Here is a 14,897-nt window from a genome sequence, read left to right on the forward strand (position 1 = left end):
TCTATATTATCGCCAAAATAATTCGTGAGGGCAATTGCCCTTTTAAGTAAAGATTTAGATTTTTAAAACTGAGGAAGGCAGTAATAAATTATATTTGAAAAATTACAGGCAAGTCTATGGCAAAAAACAGGAATACGATAAAAATGGAGGAAATATCTTTCAGGCAGCGGCTATTATCCTTCAAAAATCTACCTGTTTTTTTTAAGATGGTATGGCAAAGCAGTCCACAAAAAACTTTAATAAGTTTAATTCTGCGCATTTTCAGATCTGCAATGCCTGTCGCCCTTTTGTATACGGGCAAACTTATTATCGATCAGGTGGTGGCTTTAAATTCAGGCGCTGCTAATGGCGACACGATGCGTTTATGGGAACTGGTTGGACTTGAATTTGGGCTGGCAGTACTAACTGATGGCCTGAACAGAATGATTAACTTAACGGATAGTTTGCTTGGCGATCTTTTCTCCAATCATACGTCAATGCGCATAATGCGCCATGCCACTGAGCTCGATTTAGACCAGTTTGAAGATTCTGTTTTCTATGATAAACTCGAACGGGCCAGACAACAAACCGTAGGCAGAACAATTTTACTTTCGCAGGTAATGAGCCAGGTTCAGGATTTTATTTCAATGGCATTCCTATTAACTGGTTTAATTGCTTTTAACCCGTGGCTGATTTTGATGTTGTTGCTGGCTATAATTCCCTCCTTTCTGGGCGAGTCATATTTCAACAGCAGAAATTACGCACTTTCCAGAAGTCAGACACCCGAGCGCAGGGAGCTCGATTATATACGTTACCTGGGTGCAAGTGATGAAACTGCAAAAGAGGTCAAAGTATTCGGTTTGTCTGACTTTATCATCAACCGTTTCAAAACCTTATCTGATAAATTCTATTCAGACAACAGCAAATTAGCCTTAAGTCGTTCGGGTTGGGGAACGCTTTTTTCGATAATGGGCACCATTGGTTATTACGGCGCTTATGGGTTCATCATTTATCAAACCATTAATGGAAAAGCTTCAATTGGCAGTCTTACGTTTTTAGCCGGTTCTTTTCGCCAGTTGAGCAGCTTAATGGAAACCATGCTGTCCCGTTTCACAATGGTTTCTCAGGGCGCTATTTACCTGAATGATTTCATTGAGTTTTTTCAGATAAAACCAAAAATTACGCAGCCAGAAAAGCCGCTTCCTTTCCCCAATCCAATAAGGGAGGGGTTTGTGTTTGAAAACGTGGGTTTTCAATATCGTGGAGCACCAAAATATGCCTGCAGGAATCTGACGTTTACCCTTCGACCCGGAGAAAAGCTTGCGCTTGTCGGCGAAAATGGAGCTGGCAAAACCACACTTGTAAAATTATTATCTCGGCTTTACGACCCAACCGAAGGCCGGATTCTATTGGATGGGCAGGATTTAAGAAATTACGATTTGAATGAGCTGCGCCACAACATGGGCATCATTTTTCAGGATTACATTCGTTATCAAATGACATTTGCTCAAAACATAGCCGTTGGAAACATCGGTGAAATTGGCAACATGAACCTCATTTCTACAGCGGCGCAACAGAGTTTGGCCGATTTACTCGTGGCTAAATTCCCACTCGGTTACGAGCAATCTTTAGGAAGAAAATTTAATGACGGCGTGGAATTATCGGGCGGAGAATGGCAAAAAGTAGCACTCGCGAGGGCATACATGAAAAATGCCCAGGTACTAATTTTAGACGAACCGACATCGGCGCTGGATGCCCGGGCAGAATATGAAGTTTTTCAACGATTTGCTGAACTCACGATAGGAAAATCAGCTGTGCTTATTTCGCACCGTTTCTCTACCGCAAGGCTGGCGGATAGAATCTTGGTATTGGAAAAAGGGATGATTCTCGAATCAGGAACGCATGCCGAATTACTCGAAAAACGAGGAAGATACGCGGAGTTGTTCAATCTGCAGGCAATGGGTTATCAGTGAAAAAATTGCATTCAATATTTCAAACGCAATCATTTACACTTAAAGATGTGCTGAAAACTACGTTTAACGCAACAATTTTAAATTTCGCAAAGCGACCCAATTAAAATTTAAACGCAGTTTGCTTAGTCAATTTTCACGCCTTTCCAAAAAGCCACGTAACCTTTTATTTCCTTCGCGGCATCTTTAGGATTTGGGTAATACCAGGCTGCATCTTCATTTTTCTGACCATCTACTTCCAGCGTGTAGTATGATGCCTCTCCTTTCCAGGGACAAACCGTATGTTTATCTGAAGCCTGAAAAAAAGATTTGTTTATAGATGCAGGTGGAAAGTAATGATTGTTTTCAATTACAATGGTCTCATCACTTTCTGCCAATACCTGATTATTCCATGTCGCTTTCATAATTCTATGTTCTTGCTGGGAATAACCGTAAACGCTCGAATTTGTTTCAATACTGTACGCATATTTAAAGGTTTGAAATAGTCAGGCTGAAAAAATGAACAAAATTTTCGTGCGAACGGTTTAGGTTTTAAAGCTTAAGCGATATATATATATGAACCAACTAAAGGTTTAACAACAGCGTACGATGCCGAGGGGCAAATTGTTCGTCAGCAGGACGTATTGGCAAACAAACCTACGCCGGTGTGCGACTTTATGGATAACAATGTTATTTACCTGACCGACTACCGTAATTATAACGGGAAAGCAGAATAGTATAAATCGGTAACAAAAAAGACCAGCAGCGGATGCAACTGGTCTTTCTTGCTGAAATTAAAATTTCATTTATTCATTTATAGCCTTTACACCTGGTAACTCTTTACCTTCCATGTACTCAAGTAAAGCGCCACCGCCCGTAGAAACGTAACTAACTTCATCTTCTAAACCAAATTTTGCAATGGCAGCAGCCGAATCTCCGCCGCCGATTAATGAAAATGCACCGTTATCTTTAGTTGCCGCAACAACTGCTTCAGCAACTGCTTTGGTGCCAAGCTCAAATTTTTCCATTTCGAAAACACCCATCGGGCCATTCCACAATAAGGTTTTGGAGTTTTTTATAACATCCTGAAATAAAGCAACTGATTTCGGACCGATATCCAATCCCATCCAATCTGCAGGAATTTGACCAGAAGTGACATCTTTTTTATCCGCATCATTAGCAAATTTATCAGCGATTACGGTATCAACAGGTAAAATTAAATTAACGCCTTTTGCTTTTGCTTTTTCGATGAGTTCTAGTGAAAGCTCCTGTTTGTCGGCCTCTAAAAGCGAGGTACCGATTTCGCCGCCCTGTGCCTTAGCAAAGGTGTAGGCCATTCCACCACCAATAATAAGGTTATCAACTTTATCCAATAACTTTTCAATTAACAGGATTTTGTCAGAAACCTTCGCACCGCCCATAATGGCTGTAAATGGCCGCTCAGGATGATTTAGTACCTTCTCCGCATTCTCCAGTTCAGATGCCATTAAATAACCAAAATACTTTGCATCTGGAAAAAACTGAGCTATAACTGCCGTTGATGCATGTGCCCTGTGTGCTGTACCGAACGCGTCGTTTACATAAACATCGCCTAATGCTGCTAATTTTTCAGCAAAAGCGACATCACCTTTTTCTTCCTCTTTGTAAAAACGAAGGTTTTCCAATAGCAACACTTCACCAGGTGCTAAATTTTTCGCCTCGTTTACTGCAGATTCACCGATGCAATCATCGGCAAATTTTGCATCCAGACCCAACATTGAAGATAAATCGCCAAGTATATGCTTTAAAGAGTATTTATCAGTCGGGCCATCTTTTGGGCGACCCAGGTGCGACATCAAAATTACGGCGCCTCCATCAGCTAAAATCTTTTTGATGGTTGGAAGTGCGGCCCGCATTCTTTTATCATCCGTAATTTTAAAATTATCATCCAAAGGAACATTGAAATCTACTCTGATTAGCGCTTTTTTATCTTTAAAGTTAAACTGGTCTACTGTTTTCATGTTAATTATTTTGATTTAAGTTTAATTTCATTTCATAATGGAACCCGATTCCAGGTATATCAAACTCGGGCGACTCGGTTTCGAAGCCTATTTTTTTATAAAATCCCGCAGCTGAAGAACGGGCATTGCACCACAAATAGGCGGTGTGGTATTCTTTCAAGTATTCAATGGCAAAATCTATTAGCGCCTTCCCATAACCTTTTCCATTATAATCTGGATGGGTTGCCATGCCCCGAAGCTGGTAGCCTTCGCCTGCATTTTCGAAAAAATCGTTACGCATAAAGCTGGCAACAGATTTAATATCGCCACCCAGCGCATAACCGAGATGAAAGGTATCGTAAGCGTCATCACCCTGAAAAACGCAATGTTCAAATGATTTTCCGTTTCTTAAAACCAGACTTCTTAAGGGAAGAACCTCTTGTGCCGAGATAAATTTTACCATTAATATAACTTTTAAAGGATGTTTCAAAGTTATGCAAACGTTCCCGTAAATTTTCTTCGTTTTTTTAATTGATTAACCGCACGACTCTTCAAATTGTTTGAATTTTACGCCTGCTGATGAGCAAGGGCAATTTTGTGCTGCTCAATTTTTTTAACCAAATCGACCAGTCGGCTGCTGTATCCATATTCGTTATCATACCAGCCAACAACTTTTACCAAATCGCCAACGATGGATGTGAGCTGCGCATCAAATATGCAGGAATGCGGATTGTCGATAATATCAACAGAAACAATCGGGTCTTCTGTGTATTCCAGTATTGTAGAAAAACTACCTTCTGAAGCAGTTTTAAACGCAGCGTTTATTTCCTGAATAGTTGTTTTTTCTTTCAAGATGCAGGTAAAATCTGTTAATGAGCCATTTAGAACAGGAACACGTATCCCCGCTCCGCCCAGCTTACCATCAAGCTCTGGAAAAATATGGGTAATCGCTTTTGCAGCGCCCGTAGTTGTGGGGATAATTGATGCCGAGGCAGCCCTCGCCCTGCGTAAATCTTTATGGTTGCTATCGTGCAGGTTTTGGTCGCCTGTCATTGAGTGAATTGTAGTAATATAACCTTCCAAAACGCCCCATTTATCGTTCAGGATCTTAATCATTGGGGCGATGTTGTTTGTGGTACAACTGGCATTAGATAAGATTTTGGTGCTTAAATCTATTTCATCATCATTTACGCCCAAAACGACCATAGGAATATCATCAGCCGCCGGGGCAGAAATCAGAACCTGCTTAGCACCGGAAATTAAATGACCTTCGGCAGCCTCGAGTGATAGGTTTTTACCCGTGCAATCTACAACGATATCTACCTTTAATGCCGACCACGGTAATTGAACGGTATGTTTTATTGAGAAAACAGGTATCGTCATTTTATCAATTACCAATGCATCCGGCTTGGATTTAACGCTTCCTTTGTAAACACCATGAACGGTATCATACTTGAAAAGGTGTGCCATCGTATTGGGTTCAGACAAATCGTTAATCGCCACCACTTCGAAACCTTCGGCCAGGGCCAAACGTAAAAAGGTTCTACCTATCCTGCCAAAACCATTTATTGCTATTCTCATTGATAAAAATTAGAGCGCAAAATTACTGTTTATTTTTAGATTGGATTGCAAAAGATTTTAATTGCTAAGCCGCATTAAATATCTGTTCGCAGCTGCTGCCTTTTAGCCAGGTTGTCCTTTTTCCGAAGCCGATAGAAAAGCATTAGATCAAAAACCACACATAGCCCGATGATGAAGAAAATGAGGAAAAAGTTACCTAGATTTTGCATCAGCGTAGCCATTATAACGATGCTGAGGTTCAAAATACAAGTTGCTATCGTGATAAGCGATGGCTTCAAACCGAGTCGCTCCAACCTATGGTGAATGTGGTTTCTATCGCCCTCAAATGGCGATTTGCCCTTGAGCAGACGCACTGCAAATATCCGTAGCGAATCAAAAATCGGTACAATTAAAATAGACACTGCAACGGCAGGTGCTGAATAAATAAAGGGTTCGGATTTGCCCCCAAACTTGTTTAATTCTATAAACTTTATGGCCAATGCGGCCGTAACCAAACCAATAATTAAAGCGCCGGTATCGCCCATAAATATTTTGGCGGGGTACCAGTTGTATTTTAGGAAACCGGCAATTGCACCAGCCAATGCGAAGGCGATAAATGCATAGTGCATCTGGTGCATCAAGGCGAAAAATACCCCAAAAATTGCATTGGCAAGAATGCCCACGGCACCCGCTAAACCATCAATTCCATCAATCAGGTTGAAGGCATTATTTAAAAAAATTATTAAAATAACGGAAAAAACACCACCCCAGAGCGTGGGCATATCGCCTATTCCTAAAACCCCATACAAACTGGTTAACCGAAATCCTCCAAAAAAAACAAGGATGATGGCCACAAGCAGTTGCAGAATAAATTTTGTACTGGTATTGCTTCCATAAACATCGTCTTTTAAGCCTAAGGCAGCTAAAATGATGCAGGAAGTGATCAGGAAATTTGCTTCTTCAAATTTAACAAGCGTTGAAAAAAGTAAAGTCGTGATGGTAAAACTGGCTACGATTGCGGTACCGCCCAAACGCGAAATATTGCGCTTGTGGCTCTTGCGGTGCATATCATTCTGATCGAAGAGCTGATATTTATCGGATGTGAAAATAACGGAAGGAATGCTTAAAATCACGATAAGGCAAGCCAACGATGCGATAGCGAAATAAAAAAACTCCGGACTTGTATTTAATAAGTGTGTAAGCAATATTGTAGAAGTTTTGCTAACAAATATAACAATTAAGACAACAGTGTCAGTTTACAAAATTAGGAATATTGATATAACGCATGGATAAAATGCGGTGAAAATTAGCGTTCAGTTTGTTCAGTAATTAACGATTTATGATTTAGATGAGTTGCGGTTATATAGCTGCGACAAGGAATCCGTAATTGTACGACGCATTTGTATTGCAATAAATTGCTATTCCATAAGTCTTCCTTCTGAGGAGACGTGGAGATTTTACTTGGCAAAGGTGCAGGAAAGCAAGTAAATATTTTAGCTACCAAAACTGAACCAGTTTAGACAACTTTTTCTTCAAAATCACCATCACCGGAAGTGGAATTCTATTGCGTTTCAAGGCTTTATAATCGTTTAAAAAGGCCTTAAAGAGGCTGGTTAACGAGTTATTACTAACCCCACCCGCACGCATGTTTACCATAAGCATTTGCAAGTAAGCAGCTTTAAGCCGGTGCGTGTAGAAATACCTTAATATCAGGTCGTAATCTGCTGCAGTTCCTAAATCGTTTGCATACATTCCATGCCGCTCAAAGAGGCTCCGTTTTAAATATAAAGTTGGGTGCGCAGGCATCCACCCACTTAAAATATCGATTTCGTTTGTTTGTCTGGATTTCCATTGCCTCAATACCTTATTCGATTGCGGCGTTATGTAATTTAAATCACCATAAACGGCATCGATACCGGCAGAATGCGCAAATGTTTTTGCCACAGCGTCGATTACGCCGGAATTCGCCAGCATATCATCGGCATTTAAAAGCCCCACCACCTCGCCCCTTGCCAGATTGATGCCTTTGTTTATTGCTTCGTATAGTCCGCTATCAGGTTCTGATATTAAATGGCCGATATGCGGCTTGTACTTTTGCAAAATTGATAAAGTCGAATCAGAAGAATTTCCATCAATAACAATGTACTCAATATCACCGTATGATTGGCTAATAACCGATTCTACACAATCTTTTATGTAAGCTTCACCATTATAAACTACTGTGATAATCGTTATTTTCATCCGCTATGCGCCAGATTTTTCTGAGTTGCAAAACTGCAATTCCGGTTGTAAAGATAAAAAATATGGAGGTATAATTGTCGAGCAGACATTGCTGATAATATGTTCCCTTTATTCCACCTCTTCCACAACTTCACATTCGTTAGTAGGTGCAAAAACATATAAGTCACATTGGCGTGCAGAAGGATAATTTCTCCTGGCGTATTTGAAAAGATACCACCGAGTGAATTTGTCTGATAGGTTAGTAGTTTAGGATATCCAGGTGCCAGACATCCATATTCAGCAACTAATTCAAATGGGATTAGAAAGAGCGGGATGAATTAAACACGACTTTTTCATAAGCTATGGTATTAGTCATACCTTGAAGATAGCATCTGTTTTCGAATGTGCAAGTAGTTAATACATTGTTTTCCTGCATCTTGATTAGCGAACGATGTGGGAATATCAGAGGAGCGTTGATGAAGACCTGGATATCTATCATTTAATAATAAGGTTTACCAAAAATAACTTGCTGCAGGCAATTGGCAAATCTATTCCCTTTCAACAAACTTCCTTTTGCGAATGGCAAACAAGCCGACTACCCCCGCAACCATGGCGACCGGCAGGGTGTAATCATCTAAATCGCAATCTAAAGCGTAGCTGGAGTAATATGTACCGCGGGTCGCAAGATAACCCAAATCCAGAAAATAACGATTGCCACAAGTTACCACATACAGCAAGGGCGTTGCACCCACAACGATGGTTACCACGCCACCGCCTGTGCAAACAAAACAGGCTTTAGCGGTGCTCGCCACTCCGTTGTAACACAAACTTCCGGGTTGCTGGTAAACTTTTAAATCAGCTGCTATCGAAACACCAACAGCCGGACTAGTTTCTACTATATATAGTTGTGATCCAATTGCGCATCCTTCAGCCGCATTTGCAACGCTGAAACCAAAAAGAAATCCTGCAATAAGAATCAACCGACAGAAACCCATAATTACCACATATGATGTGGCAAAATTACTTCGGCTAGAGAGCACAACCTACGTTCGTTTTATTCAATTTATGCAAGTTAACCTCTTCTACAGTCAAAACATATTGGAAAGTTTTGATAAAAATTAGATCATTATGGCAAATTAGCAGGCAGCTATTAGAGCCTAGAAAAACAGAAGCCTTCGCGTTCTCTGAAGATTTTGGCGACTAGTAATAATCGACTTGCCAAAAGTCATACTGTGAACATGTTCTCGCAGTCATCTGGAATCAATGCCATACAACAATGGCAGGTTCTAACACACCTAAGGACTAGCAAAGCTCCGATCCTAATTGCCCTCGTATGCTACTGATCCCGCCGAATACGTTTCGGTCGTCCGCATAAAAAACAATTAGCGTCACCCGATCATATTTCCACCGGTAGCCGGCGTTTAAATGAGTGTCCTAAAAATAAAAAGCCCCTTAGGTCGCACTGCGGCATTTAGGCGTTAAGAATTTATCATGAGGAAGCCTGATTCAAAAAATCAATTGCTTTCGCTGCATCAAATCATTTGGCATGTCATACGATTTAGCAACAATATGTACCGAAATCCCTAACTAATAAGCTAACTTATGTCAATCTTAGCTACGCTGCTGAATTTTAAATGAAATGTTGTAAGCCTAACGTATTGCGATCTCGCTCTTTTTTATCATAATAAAACCTAATCCTGCTAAGCCTACAAGGGCAAAGGGTAAATAATCATCTAATGGGCAGTTCAGACGATTAAAAGTCACCTTTACTCCTTGTCTAACGTAACTTGTAGATTGATTTGTTGGACCACTTGAATAATTGGCAGAACAGGGAGTGGATGTCAAAGTTACAACAGAATAATAAGTCCTTGAAGGTGACAAATAGCACTGCGGTTGACTGACATAATACATATTTCCTTGGAAAAAAGTCGTTGGATCAGATGGTAAGGGATTTTGATAATAAACACCAAAACCATTTACTAGACAACCATTCATTTGCGCTTTTGAAGAAAGCGCATATAATGTTATTAGTAGAATGAACGACGCTCTTAGGGCTTGATTAATAAGTCGGGACATACACCAAAAATACGAAAGAACAATTTATTCGGATCTCGATTGCTAGATCATCATACAATTTTTGTATTTTTTGATGAAAAACCCCCCAAAAAATGCTGAAAACACAACGAACAGGAATAAATTATTGTCCAGCGGACAATTCACAATGTTGAACAGATATTCATCGCCACCGGCTAAAGATCTGCCTGAGGCAGAACATTTGTAAGTTCCTGTTCTTTTTGTCAGGTTTCTTGCATAAGTAGCATTGCCTGCATTACAGTTTAAACTTAACGGATTGTACCAGAAGCCGAATAAATCAACTGAAATGTAAATGCGGTTATCGCCAGGATAATAGCAACCTATATAAGTTTGGGCTTTTCCACTTCGAAAGGAAAAGATTAATACGATTAAACATAAAAACAAAAATCTCTGCATCAGTTCTATAAGCTTTAGAAGCTTGACAGAATGTGAAGCGCAATGACTAACGAGGATTAAATTGTATCATATAAAACGCCGTGACCAAAAAAATGTTTTATTGCAGTTTGTCTACCAATCACAAGCAAAGCTGGGCTCTCATTCTCCGATAAGCAAACCCGGCAATCGGAAAAAATAAAATTGGGATGTAATCGTCTAGCGGGCAATAAGTTACCCGCTGCCAATTACTGCTATAAGCTGTGTTGTAGAGTGTATAGTTCGCCATATTTGTAAGTGAACCAGAACCAAGATATACTCTACAAGTATTTGTCGTCCCTACACGAGTCCAGCCGCATGGGATAAAAATATCACCCGGAGTATTATCGAAGCATCGTGTGCATCCGCCTGTTAGATTTGTATAAAGTGTATTACCAACTATACAACCAATATCGGCAAATACATTGCCAGTTGAAAGCACAACAAGTACGAAACAGAAAAACAAAAGCTTCAACATAATACATTTAGGGATTATTCCAGGTGTATATGTTTAACATAGAGGATGTGCAAAAATACCTACAGGGGCATATAAGCGCCTAACAAAAGAAGTTTAGCGGTTGATATTAATCAATAGGAAATTAATCCATTTCGAAAACGGAAGTAGTAAGAAAACTACTCCAAACTTAGAAATGAGGTTTTTCTTGTATGATGAAAGCCAAATAAGTCTAGTGGCAAAACCAATAGTAAGGTGTAATCATCGAGCGGACATTCCAGCTGGTAATTCTGATACCTCACAAACCAAAAATGATGATGTTGCAGAAATATCCTGTGATGGCTCCCGGACCACTGTTAACGTATTTGCATTTAGGATCAGTAGCGGTAAATATCACATTCCCACACCTATCATAAAGAATTTTACCATCAGCTGAAGCAGAATAGGCTTCCTCGGCTCGAGCTTGTAGACAGAAAAACCCGACAAGTAAAACAATAAACAATCCAAACTTTCTCATAAAAAATACTTTTTATGAGATGCGAATTAATAACAATAGTGATGTCGCAAATATACGCTATTCAGGAATAAAATGAATAAAGTTCATTTCAAATCAATATTCAAAGCCCATCACATGGGTTAGGCTTCTACAAACACCAAATGCAGATTTCTCTTCATTTAATCATATTAAAAACTATTTTTGTTTTTCAAACAAATTTATTTCGGATCAGGTTATGGCGGTGATTTTCAACATAAGGAATGTATTTTATTTTCTATCGTTTGTATTTATACTTGCTTTAAGTGCATGTTCTGTGCGAAAAGACCATAGTCTTTTCAATGCGCCGAGTGATATCGTTACCGACACCATCAAGCATGTTTATGTGGTAAACGACCAGGGCATAAGCGATGCTTTCTATAAAATAAAAGTGAACGATCAGCTGGCCATCCGCAACGTTCAAAATCCGGAATTTGGTGCAACGAATTCAACGGTTTCCAACGCTTCTTCGGGCACACAAAGCGGGGCATCGGGAGGAACCAGCAACGTACTTTCCTACCCGGTTGAGTTGGATGGCAAGGTAAATTTGCCTGCCATCGGAAAGGTTGAAGTTGTTGGTTTAAGTCGCAGGGAAGCCGCTGTAAAAATCGAAGAATTATACAAAACGAAACTGCTTAAAGATCCCATTATCGAGCTGTCTGTAGTAAACTTAAAAGTAACTTTGCTTGGCGAATTCGGGAAACAAGGCAATTATTTGCTCGAACGCGACAATACAACGCTTATAGACATAATCGGCGAGGCGGGCGGGATTACAAAAACCGCAGACCCAAAGACCTTAAAAATCATCAGGGGCGATAGAAGTCACCCCGAAATCATATATGTAAACTTAAACGACATTAATAGTTTAACGAGTAAAAAACTGGTTCTTCAGAACAACGATATCATCATTTTGCAGCAAACCAAGAATTCGGCAACGAGCGAGAAGTTGCAGAGTTTCAATAACATCGTACAGCCCCTGCTTGTAGTTGTAAACCTTGCAGTGTTGATTTTCACTGTAACCAGATAAATCAGCAACCCCCTGAACAAGCCGTCACAATCCGCTAAACAAAAAGGACAAAGCCAAAAACATGGTGTTCTAATCAATCACCTTAAAGTGAGCGCTAAGAACATCATTGACGATTACAGTAGCGCCCTGTGAAGTTGACCTTTGTAAAAAAACCATTGATTTTCCTCATTAAATTCGTAGAAACATCTTAGAAAATAGTTGCTTTTAAAAAATTGATTTTATCTTTATAATCTTAATTAGTTTACATCAAACACTAAAAAAATAGACATTGACTGAGTTGGTGCAAGAGAAAAAGGCGGTAAGCCAAAGTATTGATTTCTACAAAATCTTTCGCGTTTTTTTAAGTCGCTGGTATTGGATAGCCGCAACTGTTGGAATTTCATTATGTATTGCCTGGCTGTATTTATGGTATACCCCTCCTATTTACCAAACCGGTGCTTCGCTCAAATTAGAGGATAGCAACCCTGCCATCAGCACCGGTAGCCAGATGGCGCCACAGAACTCCAATTACACCGATAAAATTCAGGCCGAAAGTTTTACTATACGCAGTAACGAGGTAATTTTGAACGCCGTAAAAACATTAGATTACAAAATAAGCTACTATTTAAAAGGAAGGATTAGAACTACAGAACTTTATCCGAACGTACCATTTGTAATCGAAATTATAAAACAAGACAGCGTAAATTTCGACCGTTCATTATTTGAGGTTACCGCAGCTGATTCACAGCATTTTAAATTGTATCCTGCCGAAAACGAGAAGCAGAAAACAGTTTATCGCTACGGACAGACCATAAATATCGGAAACATGACTTTCAGCATTAAAGATAGGATCCCTGAAAAAAGCGTTTACCAGTTTAAATTTAATAGTAAGGAGGATTTTGTAGGCCGGGCAATGGGTGGCTTAAACATTGGCGAAGCGGCTCGTTTTACCAATGTGATGAGTTTGAGCCAAACGGATGGCAACGCTGTTTTCGCGGCAGACATCCTGAACGCCATCATGAAGGAATATGTGAAATTTGATGTAATTCAACGAAGGCGTTCAGCAAGACAAACTGTCGATTTCATCGACAACCAGTTAGGTTTTATCAATACCGAAGCCGGAAAATCGGGCAGCAACCTGGCCAATTTTAAAACGCAGAACAGGATGATCGACATGGGAGCTTCAACTGCGGCTACGGTTGGCAAACTTTCTGACTTCGAAAAGCAGAAAACGGAACTTAACTTGAAGCAACTTGGCATTAAACAGTTACAGGATCGCGTAAACAGTAACCGGTCGAAGGTTGAAATCGGCCTTGATTTGGAAGACGAATTAAATAGTGGCCTGGGCAATTTGGTTAGTCAGTTGAATACACTCCTCGCCAACAGAGAAATTAAATTGGGTCAGTTCAACAGCGATTCGCAACCGGTGAAACAAATTGAACAACAAATTTCGAATGTAAAGGCTAGCATCAGAAATGTGGTGAGCGGGATGTTAAGTCAGAACGAACAAACGATTCGTTATATCGACAACCAGATTTCAGGCGTAAATCAAAGCATGAGCATGATTCCCGCGAAAGAGCAAAATTTTGTGAAACTGCAAACCAATTTCGAAGTAAACAATAAGGTACGCTCCTATTTATCAGAAAAAAAGCTGGAGGCGCAAATGAATGCAGCGGCGATTGTACCCGGTGCATCTATCGTGAACCCGGCTTATCCATCGTATTATGCCATCTCCCCAAACAGTAATAAGGCTTATAGTACAGCAATGATGCTCGGCTTGGCGGCCGGCTTCGGTTTAATTTTGCTTGTCCGTTTTCTCAATCCATACATATATGATAAGGAAACAGTTGAAGGTTTAACCCACACGCCAATTATTGGAGTAATTAGAAAATTCCCGGATTATATAGACCAAGATAGCCGGCAGGCGCTGTCGCTGTCGAAACCGAAATCTGTATTCGCTGAATCCGTTCGCTCCGTGCGAACGAATCTCAGCTTTCTGGCGAGTCATAAAGCCAGCAAAGTTATTTGTATAACCTCCGAAATTTCTGGTGAAGGAAAATCGTTTGTTACTATTAACCTGGCGAGTACGTTAGCCTTAATTGAAAAAAAGGTGATATTAATCGCGGCCGACTTAAGAAAATCCAAATTGCACAAAGCTTTCGGAAGCGACAACAAAAAAGGCCTGAGTTCCTTATTGTCGGGGCAAGCAACGCTGGCCGAAGTTATGATACATGATGATGTGCACCACATCGACTTTATACCTTCAGGACCGGTTCCGCCGAATCCATCCGAGCTTTTGCATACTGCAGCGATGAACGAATTATTAAAAAGCCTCGAGAAAAATTACGACTACGTACTTGTTGATACCGCACCGGTAGGTTTGGTTTCGGATGCCATTCCATTAATCCGTTCATCTGATATTAATCTTTTTGTTATCCGCTCGGGCGTTTCGCAACAGCAGGCTGCAAATATTCCAGAGCGTTTATCACGTGAATACGGGTTGAGCAACCTCGCCATTATTTTAAATGCCTTTGGCGATGATGCGCTGTATTCAAATTACTATACAACAGACTATTCTCGTGGTGGGGGCAACAGCACTTATTACTATTCTGATTACTCAGGCTATTCTGGCTCAGGTTATTATGATGATGAGAACAGGAAATGGTGGATGTTTTGGAAACGGAAATGAAAACGGGTGAAAGGTGAGTAACGG

The 14,897-nt window shown here is 40.2% G+C and carries 11 protein-coding genes; 3 read left to right on the top strand and 8 right to left on the bottom strand.

The annotated features are described in order from the left end of the window. Nucleotides 1–116 precede the first annotated feature (116 nt). Nucleotides 117–1,952: an ABC transporter ATP-binding protein gene (locus AC0IWT_RS09195; RefSeq protein WP_471796917.1), complete on the top strand. Its 1,836-nt coding sequence runs from the start codon at nt 117–119 to the stop codon at nt 1,950–1,952. A 122-nt stretch (nt 1,953–2,074) separates the two neighbouring features. On the opposite strand, the gene AC0IWT_RS09200 is transcribed toward AC0IWT_RS09195, so the two are convergent. The 8 genes from AC0IWT_RS09200 to AC0IWT_RS09235 all read right to left on the bottom strand — a co-directional run bounded on the left by AC0IWT_RS09200 (nt 2,075) and on the right by AC0IWT_RS09235 (nt 10,177). After that, entirely contained in the window at nt 2,075–2,353 is a 279-nt protein-coding gene (locus AC0IWT_RS09200; protein WP_471796918.1) for a DUF427 domain-containing protein, read from the bottom strand. Nucleotides 2,354–2,734: 381 nt separating this feature from the next. Then, complete coding sequence (locus AC0IWT_RS09205; RefSeq protein WP_471796919.1) at nt 2,735–3,928, bottom strand: phosphoglycerate kinase; 1,194 nt, start codon at nt 3,926–3,928, stop codon at nt 2,735–2,737. Nucleotide 3,929: 1 nt separating this feature from the next. After that, nucleotides 3,930–4,370 carry a GNAT family N-acetyltransferase gene (locus AC0IWT_RS09210; protein ID WP_471796920.1) on the bottom strand — a complete coding sequence of 147 codons (441 nt, stop codon included), beginning with the start codon at nt 4,368–4,370 and terminating at the stop codon, nt 3,930–3,932. Between the two features lie 104 nt (nt 4,371–4,474). Further along, nucleotides 4,475–5,488 (bottom strand): type I glyceraldehyde-3-phosphate dehydrogenase, encoded by a 1,014-nt coding sequence (gene gap / locus AC0IWT_RS09215; RefSeq protein WP_471796921.1) that lies wholly within the window; start codon nt 5,486–5,488, stop codon nt 4,475–4,477. Between the two features lie 74 nt (nt 5,489–5,562). Next, on the bottom strand, nt 5,563–6,672 hold the full coding sequence (locus AC0IWT_RS09220; RefSeq protein ID WP_471796922.1) for an MraY family glycosyltransferase: 1,110 nt from the start codon (nt 6,670–6,672) through the stop codon (nt 5,563–5,565). Nucleotides 6,673–6,964: 292 nt separating this feature from the next. Beyond that, complete coding sequence (locus AC0IWT_RS09225) at nt 6,965–7,708, bottom strand: glycosyltransferase family 2 protein (protein ID WP_471796923.1); 744 nt, start codon at nt 7,706–7,708, stop codon at nt 6,965–6,967. 527 nt (nt 7,709–8,235) lie between these two features. Continuing rightward, complete coding sequence (locus tag AC0IWT_RS09230; protein ID WP_471796924.1) at nt 8,236–8,727, bottom strand: hypothetical protein; 492 nt, start codon at nt 8,725–8,727, stop codon at nt 8,236–8,238. Nucleotides 8,728–9,805: 1,078 nt separating this feature from the next. Continuing rightward, nucleotides 9,806–10,177 carry a hypothetical protein gene (locus AC0IWT_RS09235; protein WP_471796925.1) on the bottom strand — a complete coding sequence of 124 codons (372 nt, stop codon included), beginning with the start codon at nt 10,175–10,177 and terminating at the stop codon, nt 9,806–9,808. Between the two features lie 1,200 nt (nt 10,178–11,377). On the opposite strand from AC0IWT_RS09235, the gene AC0IWT_RS09240 reads away from it, so the two are divergent. Both AC0IWT_RS09240 and AC0IWT_RS09245 read left to right on the top strand, forming a co-directional pair. Then, nucleotides 11,378–12,205 carry a polysaccharide biosynthesis/export family protein gene (locus AC0IWT_RS09240; protein ID WP_471796926.1) on the top strand — a complete coding sequence of 276 codons (828 nt, stop codon included), beginning with the start codon at nt 11,378–11,380 and terminating at the stop codon, nt 12,203–12,205. Nucleotides 12,206–12,473: 268 nt separating this feature from the next. Continuing rightward, nucleotides 12,474–14,873 (top strand): GumC family protein, encoded by a 2,400-nt coding sequence (locus AC0IWT_RS09245; protein WP_471796927.1) that lies wholly within the window; start codon nt 12,474–12,476, stop codon nt 14,871–14,873. Nucleotides 14,874–14,897 lie beyond the last annotated feature (24 nt).

Source organism: Pedobacter sp. AC464 (assembly GCF_979253075.1).

Excerpts from the sequence above, each read along its gene's own strand:
- gap (WP_471796921.1), bottom strand. The coding sequence starts at position 5,488 with ATGAGAATAGCAATAAATGGTTTTGGCAGGATAGGTAGAACCTTTTTA.
- AC0IWT_RS09240 (WP_471796926.1), top strand. The coding sequence starts at position 11,378 with ATGGCGGTGATTTTCAACATAAGGAATGTATTTTATTTTCTATCGTTT.
- AC0IWT_RS09200 (WP_471796918.1), bottom strand. The coding sequence starts at position 2,353 with ATGAAAGCGACATGGAATAATCAGGTATTGGCAGAAAGTGATGAGACC.
- AC0IWT_RS09225 (WP_471796923.1), bottom strand. The coding sequence starts at position 7,708 with ATGAAAATAACGATTATCACAGTAGTTTATAATGGTGAAGCTTACATA.
- AC0IWT_RS09235 (WP_471796925.1), bottom strand. The coding sequence starts at position 10,177 with ATGCAGAGATTTTTGTTTTTATGTTTAATCGTATTAATCTTTTCCTTT.
- AC0IWT_RS09210 (WP_471796920.1), bottom strand. The coding sequence starts at position 4,370 with ATGGTAAAATTTATCTCGGCACAAGAGGTTCTTCCCTTAAGAAGTCTG.
- AC0IWT_RS09195 (WP_471796917.1), top strand. The coding sequence starts at position 117 with ATGGCAAAAAACAGGAATACGATAAAAATGGAGGAAATATCTTTCAGG.
- AC0IWT_RS09205 (WP_471796919.1), bottom strand. The coding sequence starts at position 3,928 with ATGAAAACAGTAGACCAGTTTAACTTTAAAGATAAAAAAGCGCTAATC.